A 14,355-nucleotide genomic window follows, 5' to 3' on the forward strand; every position below is an offset into this window, starting at 1 on the left:
ATGTTCTCGGGTTTATTCTCCCACTCCGCGGCTCCGGCCGCGGATTTTTCACGTCTGCAGCGCGCCAGCATTACCTTTCGTGAGGTGGCCAAGCGCTACGGCGATCATCAGGTGCTTAACGCCATCAACCTGCAGGTCGATCCCGGCGAAGTAGTGGCGATCCTCGGCCCTTCCGGATCGGGAAAATCGACGCTGATCCGCCTGATCAACCAGCTCGAATCCTTAAGCGGCGGCGAGATCCTGATCGACGGCAAACCCACCAGCCGGCTGAGCGGCAGCGCCTTGCGCCAGCTGCGCAGCCGTGTCGGCTTTGTCTTCCAGCAGTTCAACCTTTACGCCCACCTGACGGCGCAGGAGAACATCACGCTGGCGCTGGAGCGCGTCCACGGCTGGGGAAAAAGCGCGGCACAGGAGCGGGCGCTGGCGCTGCTGCGTCAGGTCGGGCTGGAGGAGAAAGCGCAGCAGATGCCGGCGCAGCTCTCCGGCGGCCAGCAGCAGCGGGTGGCGATCGCCCGCGCCCTGGCCTCCTCGCCGCAGATTATCCTGTTCGATGAGCCCACTTCGGCGCTCGACCCGGAGATGATCGGCGAAGTGCTGCAGGTGATGAAAAACCTCGCCCACAGCGGGATCACCATGCTGGTGGTGACCCACGAGATGCAGTTTGCCCGCGAAATTGCCGACCGGGTGGTGTTTATCGACGGCGGCGACATTCTCGAGGTCGCCCCGCCGGCTGAGTTTTTCGCCCATCCGCAGCATGCCCGCGCGCGGCGTTTTCTGCAGAAGGTGCTGGATCCGCTGCACCAGGAGAGCCTCGAGTGACGCCGATGCTTGACTGGCACGGCGTCCTGAGCGGACAGCCGTTGCAATGGATTATCTCTGGTTTTCTCACCACCGTCTGGGTCAGCGTCGCCGGGATCCTGCTCGCCACCCTGCTGGCGGTTCTGCTGCTGGCCCTGCGTCTCGGCGGCGGCCGCGCGGGGCGCGGGCTGGTGGCCGCGTGGGTCTCGCTGTTTCGCAACACCCCGCTGCTGGTCCAGCTGCTGTTCTGGTACTTTGCCGCCTGGAACCTGCTGCCGCTGGCGGTGAAGAACGTGGTGAACGACGAGCACGCCTGGTCCATTCTGCCGGGCAACGTCTGGTGGCTGACGCCGGAGTTCCTCTGCTCAATGTGGGGGCTGGGGGTCTTTACCTCCGCCTTTCTGGTGGAAGAGATCGCCTCCGGACTGCGCGCCGTCAGCCACGGGCAGCGGGAAGCCGCGCTGTCGCAGGGCTTTACGCCGTGGCAGGAGCTGCGCTTTATCCTTCTGCCGCAGGGGCTGGCCAACGCCTGGCAGCCGATTGTCGGCCAGTATCTCAACCTGATGAAACTCTCATCGCTGGCCAGCGGCATCGGCTTTGCGGAACTGACCTATCAGGTGCGGCAGATTGAGAGCTATAACGCGCACGCCCTGGAGGCTTTTGCCGTCGGCACCGCGCTGTATCTGGCGCTGGGGGTGGCGATGGGCGTGGCGCTAACGCGTCTCGGCCCGGGAAGAAAACTGCAACGGAGCGCCCAACATGAACGCTAATCTGGCGGTGATCGCCGATAACCTTGATTACCTGCTGTGGGGCCGGCTGGCGGAGGGCCAGCCCGGCGGCGTGGCCCTGACCCTGCTGATGGCTATCGGCGCCACGCTGCTGGCGCTGCCGGGAGGCATTGCGCTGGCGGGCCTGGCCTGGCGCTACGGCGGGCTGACGCGGCGTCTGCTGTTTCTGTGGGCGGAAATTATCCGCGGCATCCCGCTGATATTTGTCATCTTCTGGCTGTGGTATCTGCTGCCGATGCTGACCGGCGGCGATCTGCCCGGCGCGGTGACCGTGACCCTGGCGCTGGCGTGGTTTACCGCCGCCTCGGTGATGCACTCGGTGCTGGCGGGGCTGCAGTCGCTGCCGAAAGGTCAGTATGAGGCGGCGCTGACCCAGGGCTTCGCCCCCGGGCAAACGCTGCGCCTGGTGCTGCTCCCGCAGGCGCTGCGCAACGTTCAGCCGTCGCTGGTGGGGATCTTTATCGGCCTGCTGAAGGACACTTCGCTGGCGTTTATCGTCAACGTCCCGGAGCTGACCACCGTGGCCGGCCAGGTCAACAACCGGGTGCAGATCTATCCCCTGGCGATCTTCGTCTTCACCGGCGCGGTGTACTACCTGCTGTGCTGCGGTCTGAGCCTGCTGGCCAGCCGGCGCTTTACCCGCCGCGCGACCGCCGGATAAGGTTCACTCCGCAGGGCGGGGCTTCAGCGGGCAGGTATCGCTGATCTTAATAAATTTGTCGTTATAGACCAGATAGTGGTTCCCCGGCTGGCGCAGCGCCGGCTGGCGAACCACGTCCCCGGGACGCAGATACCACGCGTCCCCCTCCTCTTCGGTCGAATCGCATCCTGGCTTAATCAGCAGCTTAAACCAGGTATTGCCGGTATTGCTCACCGTCCCGGCCACCTTATCGAAAGACCATTTAAACTGCACCTCGCGCGGGCGCACCACCAGAATGGTATCCATCACCACCACCGGCTCCATGCTGACCTCGCCGCCGGTCGGGCTGCGCCTCGTCAGGTTGCGGGTGGGGATTTCGCGAAACGAGACCCGATAATAGCGCTCGCGATTGTCCCGCGGGCCATGATAGTAAAATTTGAAGTATTCGCTCTCCCCGGCCTGCAGCGCCAGCTGACGGGGGGCGAACAGCAGCTCGCCATCCACCGGCCGGGAGCGCACTTCGCTGCCGCCCGGGCGATCGATGGCGCTGACGGCGATGCGGTACAGCCGCGCGCTTTTATTGTTGTTCACCACCCGTTTGCTGGCGAAATCCGCTTCAGCCGGCAGGGAAAAGGTCAGGTTGCCGACCGAGATAGCCTGCGCCAGCGGAGCCACCATCAGGCAGCCCACCGTCAGCAGGGCCTTAGTTAATGTTGCGCCACGTCGCCTGGACATGAATCTCTCCTGAAGCGCTGACTTCGCCAAACCAGCCGTTATCGTCTACCGTCCGCAGCGAAATGGCGTTATCCATCGGAATCGAGAATTTCACCGTGGTCTTATCCATCTGCCCCACTTCGCCGGAGATATCGGTCCACGGCGTGGTCAGCCACAGCGCATCGGTCATATCCCGCCAGCTGTCATCGCACCCGGCGTCGTAGGTCTGCGTCGCGCCGCTGCGAGTGATAAAAGAGAGCGTCGCCGGGAACGGCACTTTCGCCGTACCGTCATCGGAGCTAAAGAGACAGTAGGAGCGCCCGCCAATCACCTGCGCCGGTCCGGTCACTTTGATCAGCACTTCGTCGGCGGCCGTTTTACCGCTGGTGGTGACGATGTAGCCGAAATCGAGCGCCGGTTCGCCGCTGCCGACATACCCCTCCCGCGACGGCACCGAGGTATATTCGTCGGAGATAATGCTGATGCTGAAATCACGAGGCTTGATAATCAGCGTATTGGAGGTGGAAAACTCATACCAGCCTGACTCCGGCGAGGTGGTGTTCTGGAAGCGAAAGTTGAACAGATCCTTGGTATTGATATCGCTGATCCCGAGATTCACCATCTGCTTAAAGAAGTTGCTGGAGAAGAACACATAGATTGCGTCTGAGCTCTTCATCTCGTTGAAGGTGTAGTAATAGGCGGTATTGCTCACCGGCTTCCATGAGCTGCCGTTGAGGCTGAACTGCATATCGTACGCCCCGACGGCCGAGGCCAGCGACGAGTTGGCGATCGCCGGGAAAATATGGATCGAGGTGTTGCTTAACCCATTGGTCTGCAAGGTATAGTTGACCATCTTACAGCTTAATCCTGAGCGGCTGCCGATGGTCTGCGTCCGGCAGTCGGCGTTCCCTTCCCCGAGCGTCGGCACGCCATCGCTGTTGATAAACACCTCCGCCAGCGAGTGGGTGTTTATCAACCGCAGGCTCGCGGCTTTGGTGTGGGTGACGTTGCGCACATACCAGTTGCCGGAGGCCTGATCCTTACAGCGCGCGCCGCTGCTGGCGTCGTAGTTCACCGAGGTCTGGCAGGCATTGATGGTCATCGTGAAGCTGCCGCCGACCGGCATCTGTTGCAGATACTGATAGAAGGCGTCCGACATCATACCGTGCATCCATTTCGCGCCGCCGCTGGTCACCGTCGCGCCATAGAACCCGCTGGCGTCGGTGGTTTGCGGCAGGATCAGACTGGTGGCCATATCGCACCCGGCGTACCAGTTGATGCAGCGCAGGCCGGTTAAGGGGTGCGAAACCGGCGAGTTTTCCAGCCACATATCAAACTTCCAGTTGGCATTGAGCCCGGTATTGTAGCCGTTATCGATATAGCCGAGACTCTGCTGATAGATGGTCCCGGAGCCGGTGTATTTTAAGCCGGTCCAGCGGTTGGCGCCGGTCATGCGCGGATCCAGCGCCCCGCCGGGGGTGACGAAAAAGTTGTCGTCGGCGTTGTTTTCCACAAACACAAACTCGCGCGCCGGCGCATCCGACCAGGTGGTCTTCGACACCGCCGCCCTGAGCGCGGCCGCCGGCCAGAGCAGCGCGAGGATCGCCAGGGCGATTAAAGGGTTAACTTTCATTCTCTTCTCCTGTCTGCTGCGCCGCCGCCCACGACGAGAGGCCGCTGCAAACCACATCCCCCACCCAGACGGCGCCGCGCGCCTGGCTGAGCTCCAGCGCCACTTCGCAGGTTTTATTGCCGCCGTAGCTGAAATCGATCGTGGGATATTTCTTATCCACATCCATGACAAATTCGCCGTTTTCATCGGTGCGGGTACGGCCGATATGGTTGTTAATCCGCGCATTAGCCAGCAGCGTGCCGTCTTCCGCCCGAATACGACCGGAGACGGTGACCATCTGCTTCACCTCAGGCTCAATCACCGCCACGTTGCCGGGATAGAGGGTCAGATGACTCTTGCGCCCGCTGACGATGTCGTAACTGTCGAGCGAGTTTTTGCTGTTTTGCAGCTCCACCTCATAGCGGCCATAGGGTGAGAGCGGCAGATAGTTACGCTTGCCGCTGAGCGGGAAGATCCGCCCGTTGACCCTGGCGCTGATCTGACCGTCATCCTCCAGCCCGGTGTTGAAGATCACCCCGGCGTTGCCGTCGGTTCGTCCGCTGGCGGCGATGTTTTTGCCCTGCCAGCCGACGCTGCCGCTGGCGGTGAGGTTGGTGTTGACGTAGCCGTCCGCCGCGCTGTTGACGTTCAGCGTGCCGCTGGCGTAGCGGGCGTCGAACTGGGCATACGCCCCGCCGCTGAGGGTTTTGTCATCCCCGGTATCGCCGGAGATGGCCCGCGACAGATTGGCGCCGATGGTGCGAATGGTGCCTTCATCAAACTGCTTGCGCGCTGAGAGGTTAGCCATGGTGTAGCCGTTCTGATGGGTCATCCCGGCGCTGAACCAGTTGCCCAGCGGCAGCGACAGATCGAGGGCGATATACTTCCCGGTGTTGGCGCTGCTGTCGCCATTGTTATAGCGCTGGATCCCTGCCCGCAGGCCGAGCGATCCAAAGGCGCCGCTGTAGACCGTCTGATAGTAATCCGCGGTGTAGTAATGGCTGTTGTAGCGACGGTCATCGTTGTAGCTGACGCTGAACGTCCCCAGCTTCGACCACAGCGCGTTGAGGTTGAGGGTGCCGCCGATCGCCCGGTTGTCGGCATCGCTGCGCCGCAACTGATCGCCAATGCGGGTTCTCTCCTGGTTGACCCACACTGAACTAAAGCCCCCCGGCAGCGTGGCGCTGATGCTGCCGACGCTGCTCCACGAGCTGTCGCTGGCCAGCATATTTTGCAGGTTAACGTTGATCGACTCGCCCAGCGGCAGCGTCAGGCGGGTTTCTCCCACCGCCTGGTTGTCGTAGCCATAGCCCGTTGCCGCCCAGCTCAGGGTGCTGAGCGACCCGGAGGCCGAGAGGCCCGCCAGCCAGCTCTCTTTCGCCGGCCGGGTCTTTTTCCCGCTCTCCGACCAGCGATCCATATGAAAACTGCCGCCCCACACCTGCCACGCCAGCGGCGCGCCGGCGCCGCGTCCCCGGCTGAACAGCTTATTGACCCGCTGGGTGCGTTTGCTGACCACCCGCCCGTTGACGATCACCTCCACCTCCACGTCGTAAATACCGTACGGCAGGCCGCGGGTATCCACTTCATGGTTCCCCATGGCGAAGTTCTGGACGCTCAGCAACCGGCCGTCACGAGTGAGATGCACCTCGCCCGCCGCCGGCAGAAAGGCGATCACCGGCGTGGCGGACTGGCTGTTGTCGAAGACGGTGGAGCTGGCCTGGTTCCCCCAGGAAAGGCCGTAAATCTTGCCCGCCGAAATAGCGGTCATCGGCCCCAGGGACTGCAGGTTCCAGGTGTCAAGCATCCCGCCGGCAAAGCGGTGGCCGGCGAAATCGCGTTCATACATGGCCTTATATAATTCACTGTCCTGCTGACCGCTGCCGATCCCGTACAGTGAGCCGTCGAGCACCACATGATGCTCACGCAGCGCCGTGACGTTGTTCAGCGACAGATAGCTGGAGGTGTTGCTCCCGCCGTTGCGCATCTGGTTGTTATAAACGCCGAGGTTATAGCTCAGGTTGCTGCTGAGGGCGTTGACGCTCGACTGGCCGATGTCTTCGCTGCGCGAGCGCAGCACGGTGCCCAGCGCCTCGCGCTTGACCACCAGCTGCAGCAGCAGCTGGCGCAGGCTGAGATCCAGCTGCGCGCTGTCGGTCAGCGTGATGGTGAGCGCCTCGCTGAACGGGGCGTTGGCGAGGCCAGTCAGCTGCTGGCGGGTCTGTTCGCTGACGCTGGCGTTACCCTCATTGTCCTCCAGCCGGATCTGCCGAACGCGCAGCTGGCCGCCGTCCAGCCAGATAAAGGCGCTGCCGATCCGCTGATCGTCCCGGGTGTCCTGGCTGCCGGCAAGATGAATATAGAGCGGAACGCTCATGCCGTCCTGCAGCGCCTGGCTGAAGGCCTGCGGAATAATCACCCCGCCAATCTGCTGCGCCCCTGGGGCAGCCGCGCTGGCGTCGGGCTGAACGAACAAAAAAAACATGCCGAAGGCAAGCCGTGTTTTCAGTCCTGGGGAAATCCGTTGTAGAGGCATCGTCGTTATCCATCTGCACAGCTGTCTATTTCACGGGAACAAACTGCTCACCCTGCCAAAGCGCAACCCGTCCTTTTTTATCCGCCGTGTCCACGCGCGTAAAACGGCGTGATTTACCCGGCATCAGGTAGTAGTTCTCTTTACACTCCTTTCCCTCGGCGGCCTTCAGGCAAGGGCCGTAGGCGAGGATCCGCAGCGTCGCGTTCCCGGTGTTGGTCAGGGAGCCGTTGGCGTACTGAAAGCGGTAGTTCACCTGCCGGGGCGCCACCACCAGGATGGTGCCGATGCGGGCGGAAGCGGTGGCCACCGCGCTGCGGGTGGCGTTATCGCGCTGGGCATCGCTGAGCGCCTGGTCGAACCAGACAATGCGGTAATAGCGCTCTTTGTCATCCGCCGGGCCTTTGTAGAAGAAGCGGATCACATCGCTGGCCTGGGCGGGTAACAGCAGGCTGGCGGGAGTGAGCAGCACCTCATCCGGTTTATCCATCGGGATAACCTGTCCGTCATCCAGCGGGGAAGAGAGCCGTTCGAGATGGATATTGATCAGCCGGCCGCTGTCGGTGCTGTTCTTGATCGTTTTGCTCAGCGTGCTGCTGCCGCTGTTCATAAAAGATGAGATATCGCCGACATCCAGCGCCTGCGCCGGCGATACTCCGGCAAGCAGCAGCCCGAGGGCCAGAAGGTGCTTTTTCATAACAATTCCGTCCGTGAAAAAAGCAGGGGGAGCCCCCCCTGCTGGTGCATCAGAAGGATCAGCTGGTCCAGGTGGCGTCGAACTGGACGCTAACGTCGCCGCTCCAGATCCCTTCCGGCAGGGTGCTGTAATCGGTCACGGCGGTGGTGCCGTCAGTGGTGCCGCTGATGATAGAGAAGGTGAAACCATCCTGCGCGGTGGTGCGACCGCTGGCGTTGTAGCCATTAGCCAGCGCGCTGAGGTTGCCGCCCAGAATGTTGTTGGCGGTATCGATCATCACGGTATCACCGGTTTTTTCCACCGCTGCGCCGTTATAATCCACGCCCACGCTCAGCGTGGAGCCGGAGGTATCCAGCTGGGTTAAGGTGTTGGTGATAAGACGCGAGGTCAGCTTAAAGGCGGTCGCCGTTGCGTCACCCTCAATTGCCACGTCAAACAGACCTTTCTGTGAGTTAAAACCTTTCACGCCTTCGGCATACTGGAACGCCAGGCTGCCGAGCGGGGTGACGACCAGTTTGCTGGTGGTGTCTTTTTTGGCGGTCGCAGACCAGGTCGCTACAGCCTGAGCCGTTACGTCAGCAGCCTGCGCCACACCCATACCGGTAAACGCCGTTACCAGAGCTATTGCCAGAACCTTTTTTTTCATCGCTTTTTCTTCCTGAGTTGAATTAAGGACATGATGTCCCGGTGAACCATTCAAAAATTAACTTGCCTGGGTGTTACTGAACTAACTTATATATTTTGGAATACAGCTTGGCCTCAGCATTGCGCCGATGGGTATACACTGTCTTCACGCTACAATTTTCAATTCTGGCGATCGATTTCGGCTGCATGCCCTGGGCGGTCATGCGGATAATTTTCATTTCCCGGTCTGTAATTTTATCTTTCTTAATATCTTTACGGAGAAACCTGCCATTAATCACATAGGCCAGCTCTTTTCGAATATCGCGACTCAGGCCAACATATACCACGCCGCGAATATCGCTATTGTAATACCAGTAATTCGCTAAGGCCTCTGACTTTCTGGCCGCAATTAATACGACCTGTTTCCCCTTTACCGCGGATAGCCATTCGCTGTCGCGCCTGATAAATTCGTTTAACGAAGCCGTATTGAGATTGATAAACACGAAATCTCTTCTGATTTTCTCTAGCGACAGATAAATTAATTCGTCGATATCTACAATCAGTTCGGATAATCCTTTATAGAAGTAGGAGTCATGGGCAGACCAAATATACTTATCGGAACAGCTTTTATATTCCATATAGTTTTTAACCTCATAGTCCTTGAAGTAATCATTTTTACAACTTCACTGCTTGCCAGGCCTATAAAGTTAACTGGCGTATTCCATTCCTTTAATAAATCGCCATTAAATAAGACACGCATTACCTATCAATATTGGATAAGCGGGGTTAAACTATAATTATTTTCTGCTTGGCGTTGAATTTAAGTTTTTTCCTATAGAGTGTCAACATGCGGAAAGGCAATGAATTTCGCGCCCAGGTCAATATTTACAAAAACTGAAAATATCGTTTTTTTGAGGAAAGAAAAAAGACATTTATTTTCATAAGGTTATTGGCAATATTACCGTCGATTCTTAGCTGAATTTTATATTACCCAGGATCTTCACCCTATTATGTTAGGAATATTCTTAATGCAGGGCAGAATGAAGTTGTCGAATAAACCAAATTTATTAAAAAATAAAGAATATAAATCCAAAAAGAAGCAACAACCAGGATGATTCACCAACACATAAGACTCATGAATAGATTAACCTGCCGCACAAAATAGTTATGTATATGTTAATACCTGGGGAATGTTGAATGCTAAACAAAGGCAGACGCATTATCTATTCGATATAACAGTTCTCATCAGCAAGATTAAGCGAAGATTGACGAGCGTTCCGGCCGTCAAGGGGCGCCTGGCTCCGCGCCCCCGAAAGCATAGCCGCTTTTCGGCGCTTCGCCAGCGCGCCACGCGCGCTCGGGTGGACCGCTCACCGCCGCCCTTTCCCGCCTGTTCACGGTTTGTTCGCAATACCGTCATCGAAATTTCACATAAAGACCTATTAATAGTGGCCAGTTAATGACGAACCTGGACACTCTTATGAACAGCTCTCTTGCCGCGGTGGCCGAAACTGATTTCCAGCCGTTCACCGATCTCAATGCCGGCCGGCAGCGGAAGGTCTTAAGCGTGCGTAACCTGAGTAAAGCCTACGAGGCTCAGCACAAGGTGCTGGACGGCATCAGCTTTGATCTGCACGCCGGTGAAATGGTCGGGGTTATTGGTCGCTCCGGCGCCGGTAAATCGACGCTCCTGCATGTTCTCAATGGCACCCACAGCGCCAGCGGCGGCGAAATTCTTAGCTACCCGGAAGTCGGTACCCCGCACGATGTCTCCCGGCTGAAAGGCCGCGCGCTCAACGCCTGGCGCAGCCACTGCGGGATGATCTTCCAGGACTTCTGCCTGGTGCCGCGCCTCGACGTACTCACCAACGTTCTGCTGGGCCGCCTCAGCCAGACTTCAACCCTGAAATCGCTGTTTAAAATCTTTCCCGCAGCCGACCGGGCGCGCGCCATTGCGCTGCTTGAATGGATGAACATGCTGCCGCACGCGCTGCAGCGGGCGGAGAACCTCTCCGGCGGGCAGATGCAGCGGGTGGCGATCTGCCGGGCGCTGATGCAAAACCCCGGGATCTTGCTGGCCGACGAGCCTGTCGCCTCGCTGGATCCGAAAAACACTCAGCGCATCATGGATGTGCTGCGCGAGATTAGCGAGCAGGGCATCAGCGTGATGGTCAACCTGCATTCGGTGGAGCTGGTCAGGACCTACTGCACCCGGGTTATCGGCGTCGCCAACGGACAGCTTATTTTTGACGATCACCCCGCCCGGCTGACGCAGGATGTACTGCAGCAGCTGTACGGCGATGACGTTAGCCAATTGCATTAATTTCACTCACACGGGCAAGATAATGAAAAAATATATGACTGGCGCAGTTCGTTTATCCGCAATGGTCGCGGGCATGATGATGGCATGGCAGGCAGCGGCGGCGCAGCCGAAAGAGCTGAATCTGGGCATTCTCGGCGGCCAGAACGCCACCCAGCAAATCGGCGATAACCAGTGCGTGAAGACCTTCCTCGATAAAGAGCTGAACGTGGATACCAAACTGCGTAACTCTTCCGACTATTCCGGGGTGATTCAGGGTCTGCTGGGGGGTAAAGTCGACGTGGTGCTGAGCATGTCCCCCTCCTCTTACGCCTCGGTTTATCTCAATAACCCGAAAGCGGTGGATATCGTCGGCATCGCCGTGGACGACAAAGATCAGTCTCGCGGCTATCACTCGGTGGTGATTGTCAAAGCCGACTCCCCGTATAAAACGCTGGACGATTTAAAAGGCAAAGCCTTTGGCTTCGCCGACCCGGATTCCACTTCCGGGTATCTGATCCCTAACCATGCGTTTAAAGAAAAATTTGGCGGCAACGCCGACAACAAATACAACAACACCTTCTCCAGCGTCACCTTCTCCGGTGGCCACGAGCAGGACATCCTCGGCGTGCTGAATGGCCAGTTCGCGGGGGCGGTGACCTGGGCCTCGATGGTTGGCGATTACAACACCGGCTACACCACCGGCGCGTTCAACCGCCTGATTCGCATGGATCATCCGGATCTGATGAAGCAGATCCGCATTATCTGGCAATCGCCGCTGATCCCGAACGGCCCGATCCTGGTGAGCAATGCGCTGCCGGCGGACTTTAAGGCGAAGGTCGTGGCGGCGGTGAAAAAACTGGATACCGAGGATCACGCCTGCTTTATCAAAGCGATGGGCGGTACTCAGCACATCGGCCCGGGCAGCGTGGCTGATTTCCAGCAGATTATCGATATGAAACGCGAGCTGGTGAGCGCGCGTTAATCCTGCCTCAACGCCGCCGGCTTGCCCTGAGGTGAGCGGCGGCGCTACGTTGAAGATTCCCGACGCATGAAGACGACCCACATCGAATTTGAACGCTATTACCAGCAGGTACGCTCGCGGCAAAAGCGCGATGCCGTCTGCTGGTCGCTGCTGTTGCTGGCGCTCTATTTTGCCGCCGGCAGCGCCGCGGAATTTAATCTGCTGACTATCTGGCACTCGCTGCCCCACTTCCTGGACTATATGGCAGAGACTATTCCGCCCCTGAGCGCCGGCAACCTGTTCGCCGACGTGCAGACCAAAGGGTCGCTGGCCTGGTGGGGCTATCGCCTGCCGATCCAGCTGCCGCTGATCTGGGAAACCCTGCAGCTGGCGCTGGCCTCAACCCTGGTGGCGGTCGCCATTGCCACGGTTTTCGCGTTTCTCGCCGCCAATAACGCCTGGTCCCCGGCGCCGGTGCGCTTTGCCATTCGCGTGCTGGTGGCGTTTTTGCGCACCATGCCCGAGCTAGCGTGGGCGGTGATCTTTGTGATGGCGTTCGGCATCGGCGCGATCCCGGGCTTTCTGGCGCTCATGCTGCATACCGTCGGCAGTCTGACCAAACTGTTCTACGAGGCGGTGGAAAGCGCGCAAAACAAACCGGTACGCGGCCTGGCGGCCTGCGGCGCATCGCCGCTGCAGAAAATTCGCTTCGCCCTGTGGCCGCAGGTGAAACCGCTGTTTCTCTCCTACGGCTTTATGCGGCTTGAAATCAACTTCCGCTCGTCGACCATTCTCGGGCTGGTGGGCGCGGGCGGCATCGGCCAGGAGCTGATGACCAACATCAAGCTCGACCGTTACGATCAGGTGAGCATCACCCTGTTGCTGATCATTCTGGTGGTGTCGGCGCTGGACATGCTGTCCGGTCGTCTGCGCCTGTGGGTACTGGAGGGTAAGAAATGAGCGTCTGGCACATGCAACCGGATATCGCCGCCAGCCGTCGGCAGCATAAACAGCTCTATCAGGTCCAGGGGCGCTACCTGCGCTACGTCGGGCTGGTGGCGCTGGCCTGCGTGCTCTATTACGTCTGGTTTTTTCTGCAGTTCGGCATCAGCGGCGAACAGCTGACCACCGGCCTGCAGCAGATTGGCCGCTATCTGGCGCGGATGTTCGTCTGGCACGACTTCTGGAACTGGCCGTTCGGCTATTACTTCACGCAAATCGGCATTACCCTGGCTATCGTCTTCGCCGGGACGCTCACCGCCACGGTGCTGGCGCTGCTGCTCTCCTTCTTCGCCGCCCGCAACATCATGCGCGGCGTGGTGCTGGGGACCCTCGCCCTGCTGATGCGCCGCCTGTTTGATGTGCTGCGCGGGATCGACATGGCTATCTGGGGGCTGATTTTCGTGCGCGCGGTAGGCCTCGGGCCGCTGGCCGGGGTGCTGGCGATCATCATGCAGGACACCGGTCTGCTGGGACGGCTGTACGCGGAAGGACACGAAGCCGTGGACCGCTCCCCCGGGCGCGGGCTGACCGCCGTGGGCGCGAATGGCCTGCAAAAGCATCGTTTTGGTATTTTTACCCAGTCGTTCCCGACCTTCCTCGCGCTGAGCCTGTACCAGATTGAATCCAACACCCGCTCCGCGGCGGTGCTGGGCTTCGTCGGCGCCGGCGGTATCGGGCTTATCTATGCCGAGAATATGCGCCTGTGGAACTGGGATGTGGTGATGTTTATCACGCTGCTGCTGGTGGCGGTGGTGATGATCATGGACACCCTCTCCGCCTGGCTGCGCCGTCGCTATATCGGCGGCGCCGTAGTGCCGCTGTATCAGGAGGAACGCTAGCGCGCCTTTGTGCCGGGTGGCGGCTGCGCCTTACCCGGCCTACGTTCTTACGACCTGTCGTTAATTTATTCATCATTGTTGCTGAAACTGCCGGTGCTGACGGCCTCAAAATCGCTGAGACGTTCCCGGAAGGCCGGGGCAGCCCGCATGGATGCGGGCTGAGGGCCGTGTTTTGCACGGACGCTGCCTCGGCCCGACCCGAAGCCTGCAGGGATAAGTCGAAGGCACCACGCAGTGGCGATTTTGCTGGCCGGAGCCCGGGGGTACAGGGGGCGGCGGCGACTGGCCGCCCCCTGTGCGCTCCCTGCGCCATAAGGGACATAACGCAGAAGACGAACCGGGAGCGCAAACTACGCTGAAGCCACAGATAACATAAACAACCACACGGCAATGCTTCCCCTCTCCAGGAAACAGTCCGGCTGGCGTTCAGGCCCGTGCAAGCGCAGCGCCGCCGGGCGAGACGCCAGGCGCAGTACCCGTGATGTTGCCGGGTGGCGGCCGCGCCTTACCCGGCCTACAAGTTCCTCTCACAGGCTCACACCCCGTAGGCCCGTGCAAGCGCAGCGCCGCCGGGCAATGACCGCCGGCACGAAGCCGCCTTTATGCCGGATGGCGGCTCACGCCTTATCCGGCCTACAACGACTGAACCCGCAGAAACATTTATCCGCTCCGCTATTCCAGCCGCCAGCTCAGTCTGTAGGCCCGCGCAAGCGCAGCGCCGCCGGGCAACGACCGCCGGCACGAAGCCGCCTTTATGCCGGATGGCGACTCACGCCTTATCCGGCCTACAACGACTGAACCCGCAGAAACATTTATCCGCTCCGCTATTCCAGCCGCCAGCTCAG

General features: G+C 59.6%; 13 protein-coding genes. 7 read left to right on the plus strand and 6 right to left on the minus strand.

Annotated elements, in window-relative coordinates; all coding sequences use genetic code 11:
• Genes L2I46_RS04480 through L2I46_RS04490 form a run of 3 tightly spaced genes read left to right on the plus strand, consistent with a single transcriptional unit; the run spans window position 1 to window position 2,247 of the window.
• Entirely contained in the window at window positions 1–819 is an 819-nt protein-coding gene (locus L2I46_RS04480) for an amino acid ABC transporter ATP-binding protein (protein ID WP_023288551.1), read from the plus strand.
• On the plus strand, window positions 816–1,568 hold the full coding sequence (locus L2I46_RS04485) for an amino acid ABC transporter permease (protein ID WP_023288550.1): 753 nt from the start codon (window positions 816–818) through the stop codon (window positions 1,566–1,568). Before L2I46_RS04480 ends, L2I46_RS04485 begins: the two co-directional genes overlap by 4 nt.
• Window positions 1,558–2,247 carry an amino acid ABC transporter permease gene (locus L2I46_RS04490; RefSeq protein WP_017900979.1) on the plus strand — a complete coding sequence of 230 codons (690 nt, stop codon included), beginning with the start codon at window positions 1,558–1,560 and terminating at the stop codon, window positions 2,245–2,247. Before L2I46_RS04485 ends, L2I46_RS04490 begins: the two co-directional genes overlap by 11 nt.
• Window positions 2,248–2,250: 3 nt before the next feature.
• Here L2I46_RS04490 and L2I46_RS04495 read toward each other — a convergent pair whose 3' ends face one another.
• The 6 genes from L2I46_RS04495 to ecpR all read right to left on the minus strand — a co-directional run bounded on the left by L2I46_RS04495 (window position 2,251) and on the right by ecpR (window position 9,044).
• The gene (locus L2I46_RS04495) at window positions 2,251–2,961 is read right to left on the minus strand and encodes a fimbria/pilus periplasmic chaperone (protein ID WP_077271762.1); all 711 of its coding nucleotides are present in this window, start codon (window positions 2,959–2,961) and stop codon (window positions 2,251–2,253) included.
• Window positions 2,930–4,573, minus strand: coding sequence for a fimbrial adhesin EcpD (gene ecpD / locus L2I46_RS04500; RefSeq protein WP_236947573.1), 1,644 nt, complete (start codon window positions 4,571–4,573; stop codon window positions 2,930–2,932). Before ecpD ends, L2I46_RS04495 begins: the two co-directional genes overlap by 32 nt.
• Window positions 4,563–7,088: a fimbrial biogenesis outer membrane usher protein gene (locus L2I46_RS04505; RefSeq protein WP_023288547.1), complete on the minus strand. Its 2,526-nt coding sequence runs from the start codon at window positions 7,086–7,088 to the stop codon at window positions 4,563–4,565. Before L2I46_RS04505 ends, ecpD begins: the two co-directional genes overlap by 11 nt.
• A gap of 25 nt (window positions 7,089–7,113) precedes the next feature.
• Window positions 7,114–7,782 (minus strand): hypothetical protein, encoded by a 669-nt coding sequence (locus tag L2I46_RS04510; RefSeq protein WP_023288546.1) that lies wholly within the window; start codon window positions 7,780–7,782, stop codon window positions 7,114–7,116.
• Window positions 7,783–7,840: 58 nt separating this feature from the next.
• The gene (gene ecpA, locus L2I46_RS04515; protein ID WP_023288545.1) at window positions 7,841–8,428 is read right to left on the minus strand and encodes a common pilus major fimbrillin subunit EcpA; all 588 of its coding nucleotides are present in this window, start codon (window positions 8,426–8,428) and stop codon (window positions 7,841–7,843) included.
• A gap of 73 nt (window positions 8,429–8,501) precedes the next feature.
• Complete coding sequence (gene ecpR / locus L2I46_RS04520) at window positions 8,502–9,044, minus strand: ECP biosynthesis operon DNA-binding transcriptional regulator EcpR (RefSeq protein ID WP_023288544.1); 543 nt, start codon at window positions 9,042–9,044, stop codon at window positions 8,502–8,504.
• A gap of 842 nt (window positions 9,045–9,886) precedes the next feature.
• Here ecpR and phnC point away from each other — a divergent pair.
• The 4 genes from phnC (at window position 9,887) to phnE (L2I46_RS04540) (ending at window position 13,510) form a co-directional block, all read left to right on the plus strand.
• Window positions 9,887–10,729: a phosphonate ABC transporter ATP-binding protein gene (gene phnC, locus L2I46_RS04525; protein ID WP_064155221.1), complete on the plus strand. Its 843-nt coding sequence runs from the start codon at window positions 9,887–9,889 to the stop codon at window positions 10,727–10,729.
• Between the two features lie 22 nt (window positions 10,730–10,751).
• Window positions 10,752–11,690, plus strand: a complete 939-nt coding sequence (gene phnD, locus L2I46_RS04530) for a phosphonate ABC transporter substrate-binding protein (RefSeq protein ID WP_032428601.1) — start codon at window positions 10,752–10,754, stop codon at window positions 11,688–11,690.
• Between the two features lie 66 nt (window positions 11,691–11,756).
• Window positions 11,757–12,629 carry a phosphonate ABC transporter, permease protein PhnE gene (phnE, locus tag L2I46_RS04535; RefSeq protein WP_023288541.1) on the plus strand — a complete coding sequence of 291 codons (873 nt, stop codon included), beginning with the start codon at window positions 11,757–11,759 and terminating at the stop codon, window positions 12,627–12,629.
• A complete protein-coding gene (gene phnE, locus L2I46_RS04540) occupies window positions 12,626–13,510 on the plus strand; it encodes a phosphonate ABC transporter, permease protein PhnE (protein ID WP_032453207.1) in 885 nt (294 codons plus the stop codon). The genes phnE (L2I46_RS04535) and phnE (L2I46_RS04540) overlap by 4 nt, the downstream gene beginning before the upstream one ends.
• The last annotated feature ends 845 nt before the right edge of the window (window positions 13,511–14,355 follow it).

It is taken from the genome of Klebsiella sp. 2019SCSN059 (assembly GCF_021739525.1).
Taxonomy (GTDB): domain Bacteria; phylum Pseudomonadota; class Gammaproteobacteria; order Enterobacterales; family Enterobacteriaceae; genus Klebsiella; species Klebsiella quasipneumoniae.

What these genes read in the sequence shown, in the direction of transcription:
- phnE (WP_032453207.1), top strand. Translation starts at nt 12,626, where the DNA reads ATGAGCGTCTGGCACATGCAACCGGATATCGCCGCCAGCCGTCGGCAG.
- phnD (WP_032428601.1), top strand. Translation starts at nt 10,752, where the DNA reads ATGAAAAAATATATGACTGGCGCAGTTCGTTTATCCGCAATGGTCGCG.
- phnE (WP_023288541.1), top strand. Translation starts at nt 11,757, where the DNA reads ATGAAGACGACCCACATCGAATTTGAACGCTATTACCAGCAGGTACGC.
- L2I46_RS04510 (WP_023288546.1), bottom strand. Translation starts at nt 7,782, where the DNA reads ATGAAAAAGCACCTTCTGGCCCTCGGGCTGCTGCTTGCCGGAGTATCG.
- L2I46_RS04505 (WP_023288547.1), bottom strand. Translation starts at nt 7,088, where the DNA reads ATGCCTCTACAACGGATTTCCCCAGGACTGAAAACACGGCTTGCCTTC.
- L2I46_RS04495 (WP_077271762.1), bottom strand. Translation starts at nt 2,961, where the DNA reads ATGTCCAGGCGACGTGGCGCAACATTAACTAAGGCCCTGCTGACGGTG.
- ecpR (WP_023288544.1), bottom strand. Translation starts at nt 9,044, where the DNA reads ATGGAATATAAAAGCTGTTCCGATAAGTATATTTGGTCTGCCCATGAC.
- L2I46_RS04490 (WP_017900979.1), top strand. Translation starts at nt 1,558, where the DNA reads ATGAACGCTAATCTGGCGGTGATCGCCGATAACCTTGATTACCTGCTG.
- phnC (WP_064155221.1), top strand. Translation starts at nt 9,887, where the DNA reads ATGAACAGCTCTCTTGCCGCGGTGGCCGAAACTGATTTCCAGCCGTTC.
- L2I46_RS04480 (WP_023288551.1), top strand. Translation starts at nt 1, where the DNA reads ATGTTCTCGGGTTTATTCTCCCACTCCGCGGCTCCGGCCGCGGATTTT.
- ecpA (WP_023288545.1), bottom strand. Translation starts at nt 8,428, where the DNA reads ATGAAAAAAAAGGTTCTGGCAATAGCTCTGGTAACGGCGTTTACCGGT.
- ecpD (WP_236947573.1), bottom strand. Translation starts at nt 4,573, where the DNA reads ATGAAAGTTAACCCTTTAATCGCCCTGGCGATCCTCGCGCTGCTCTGG.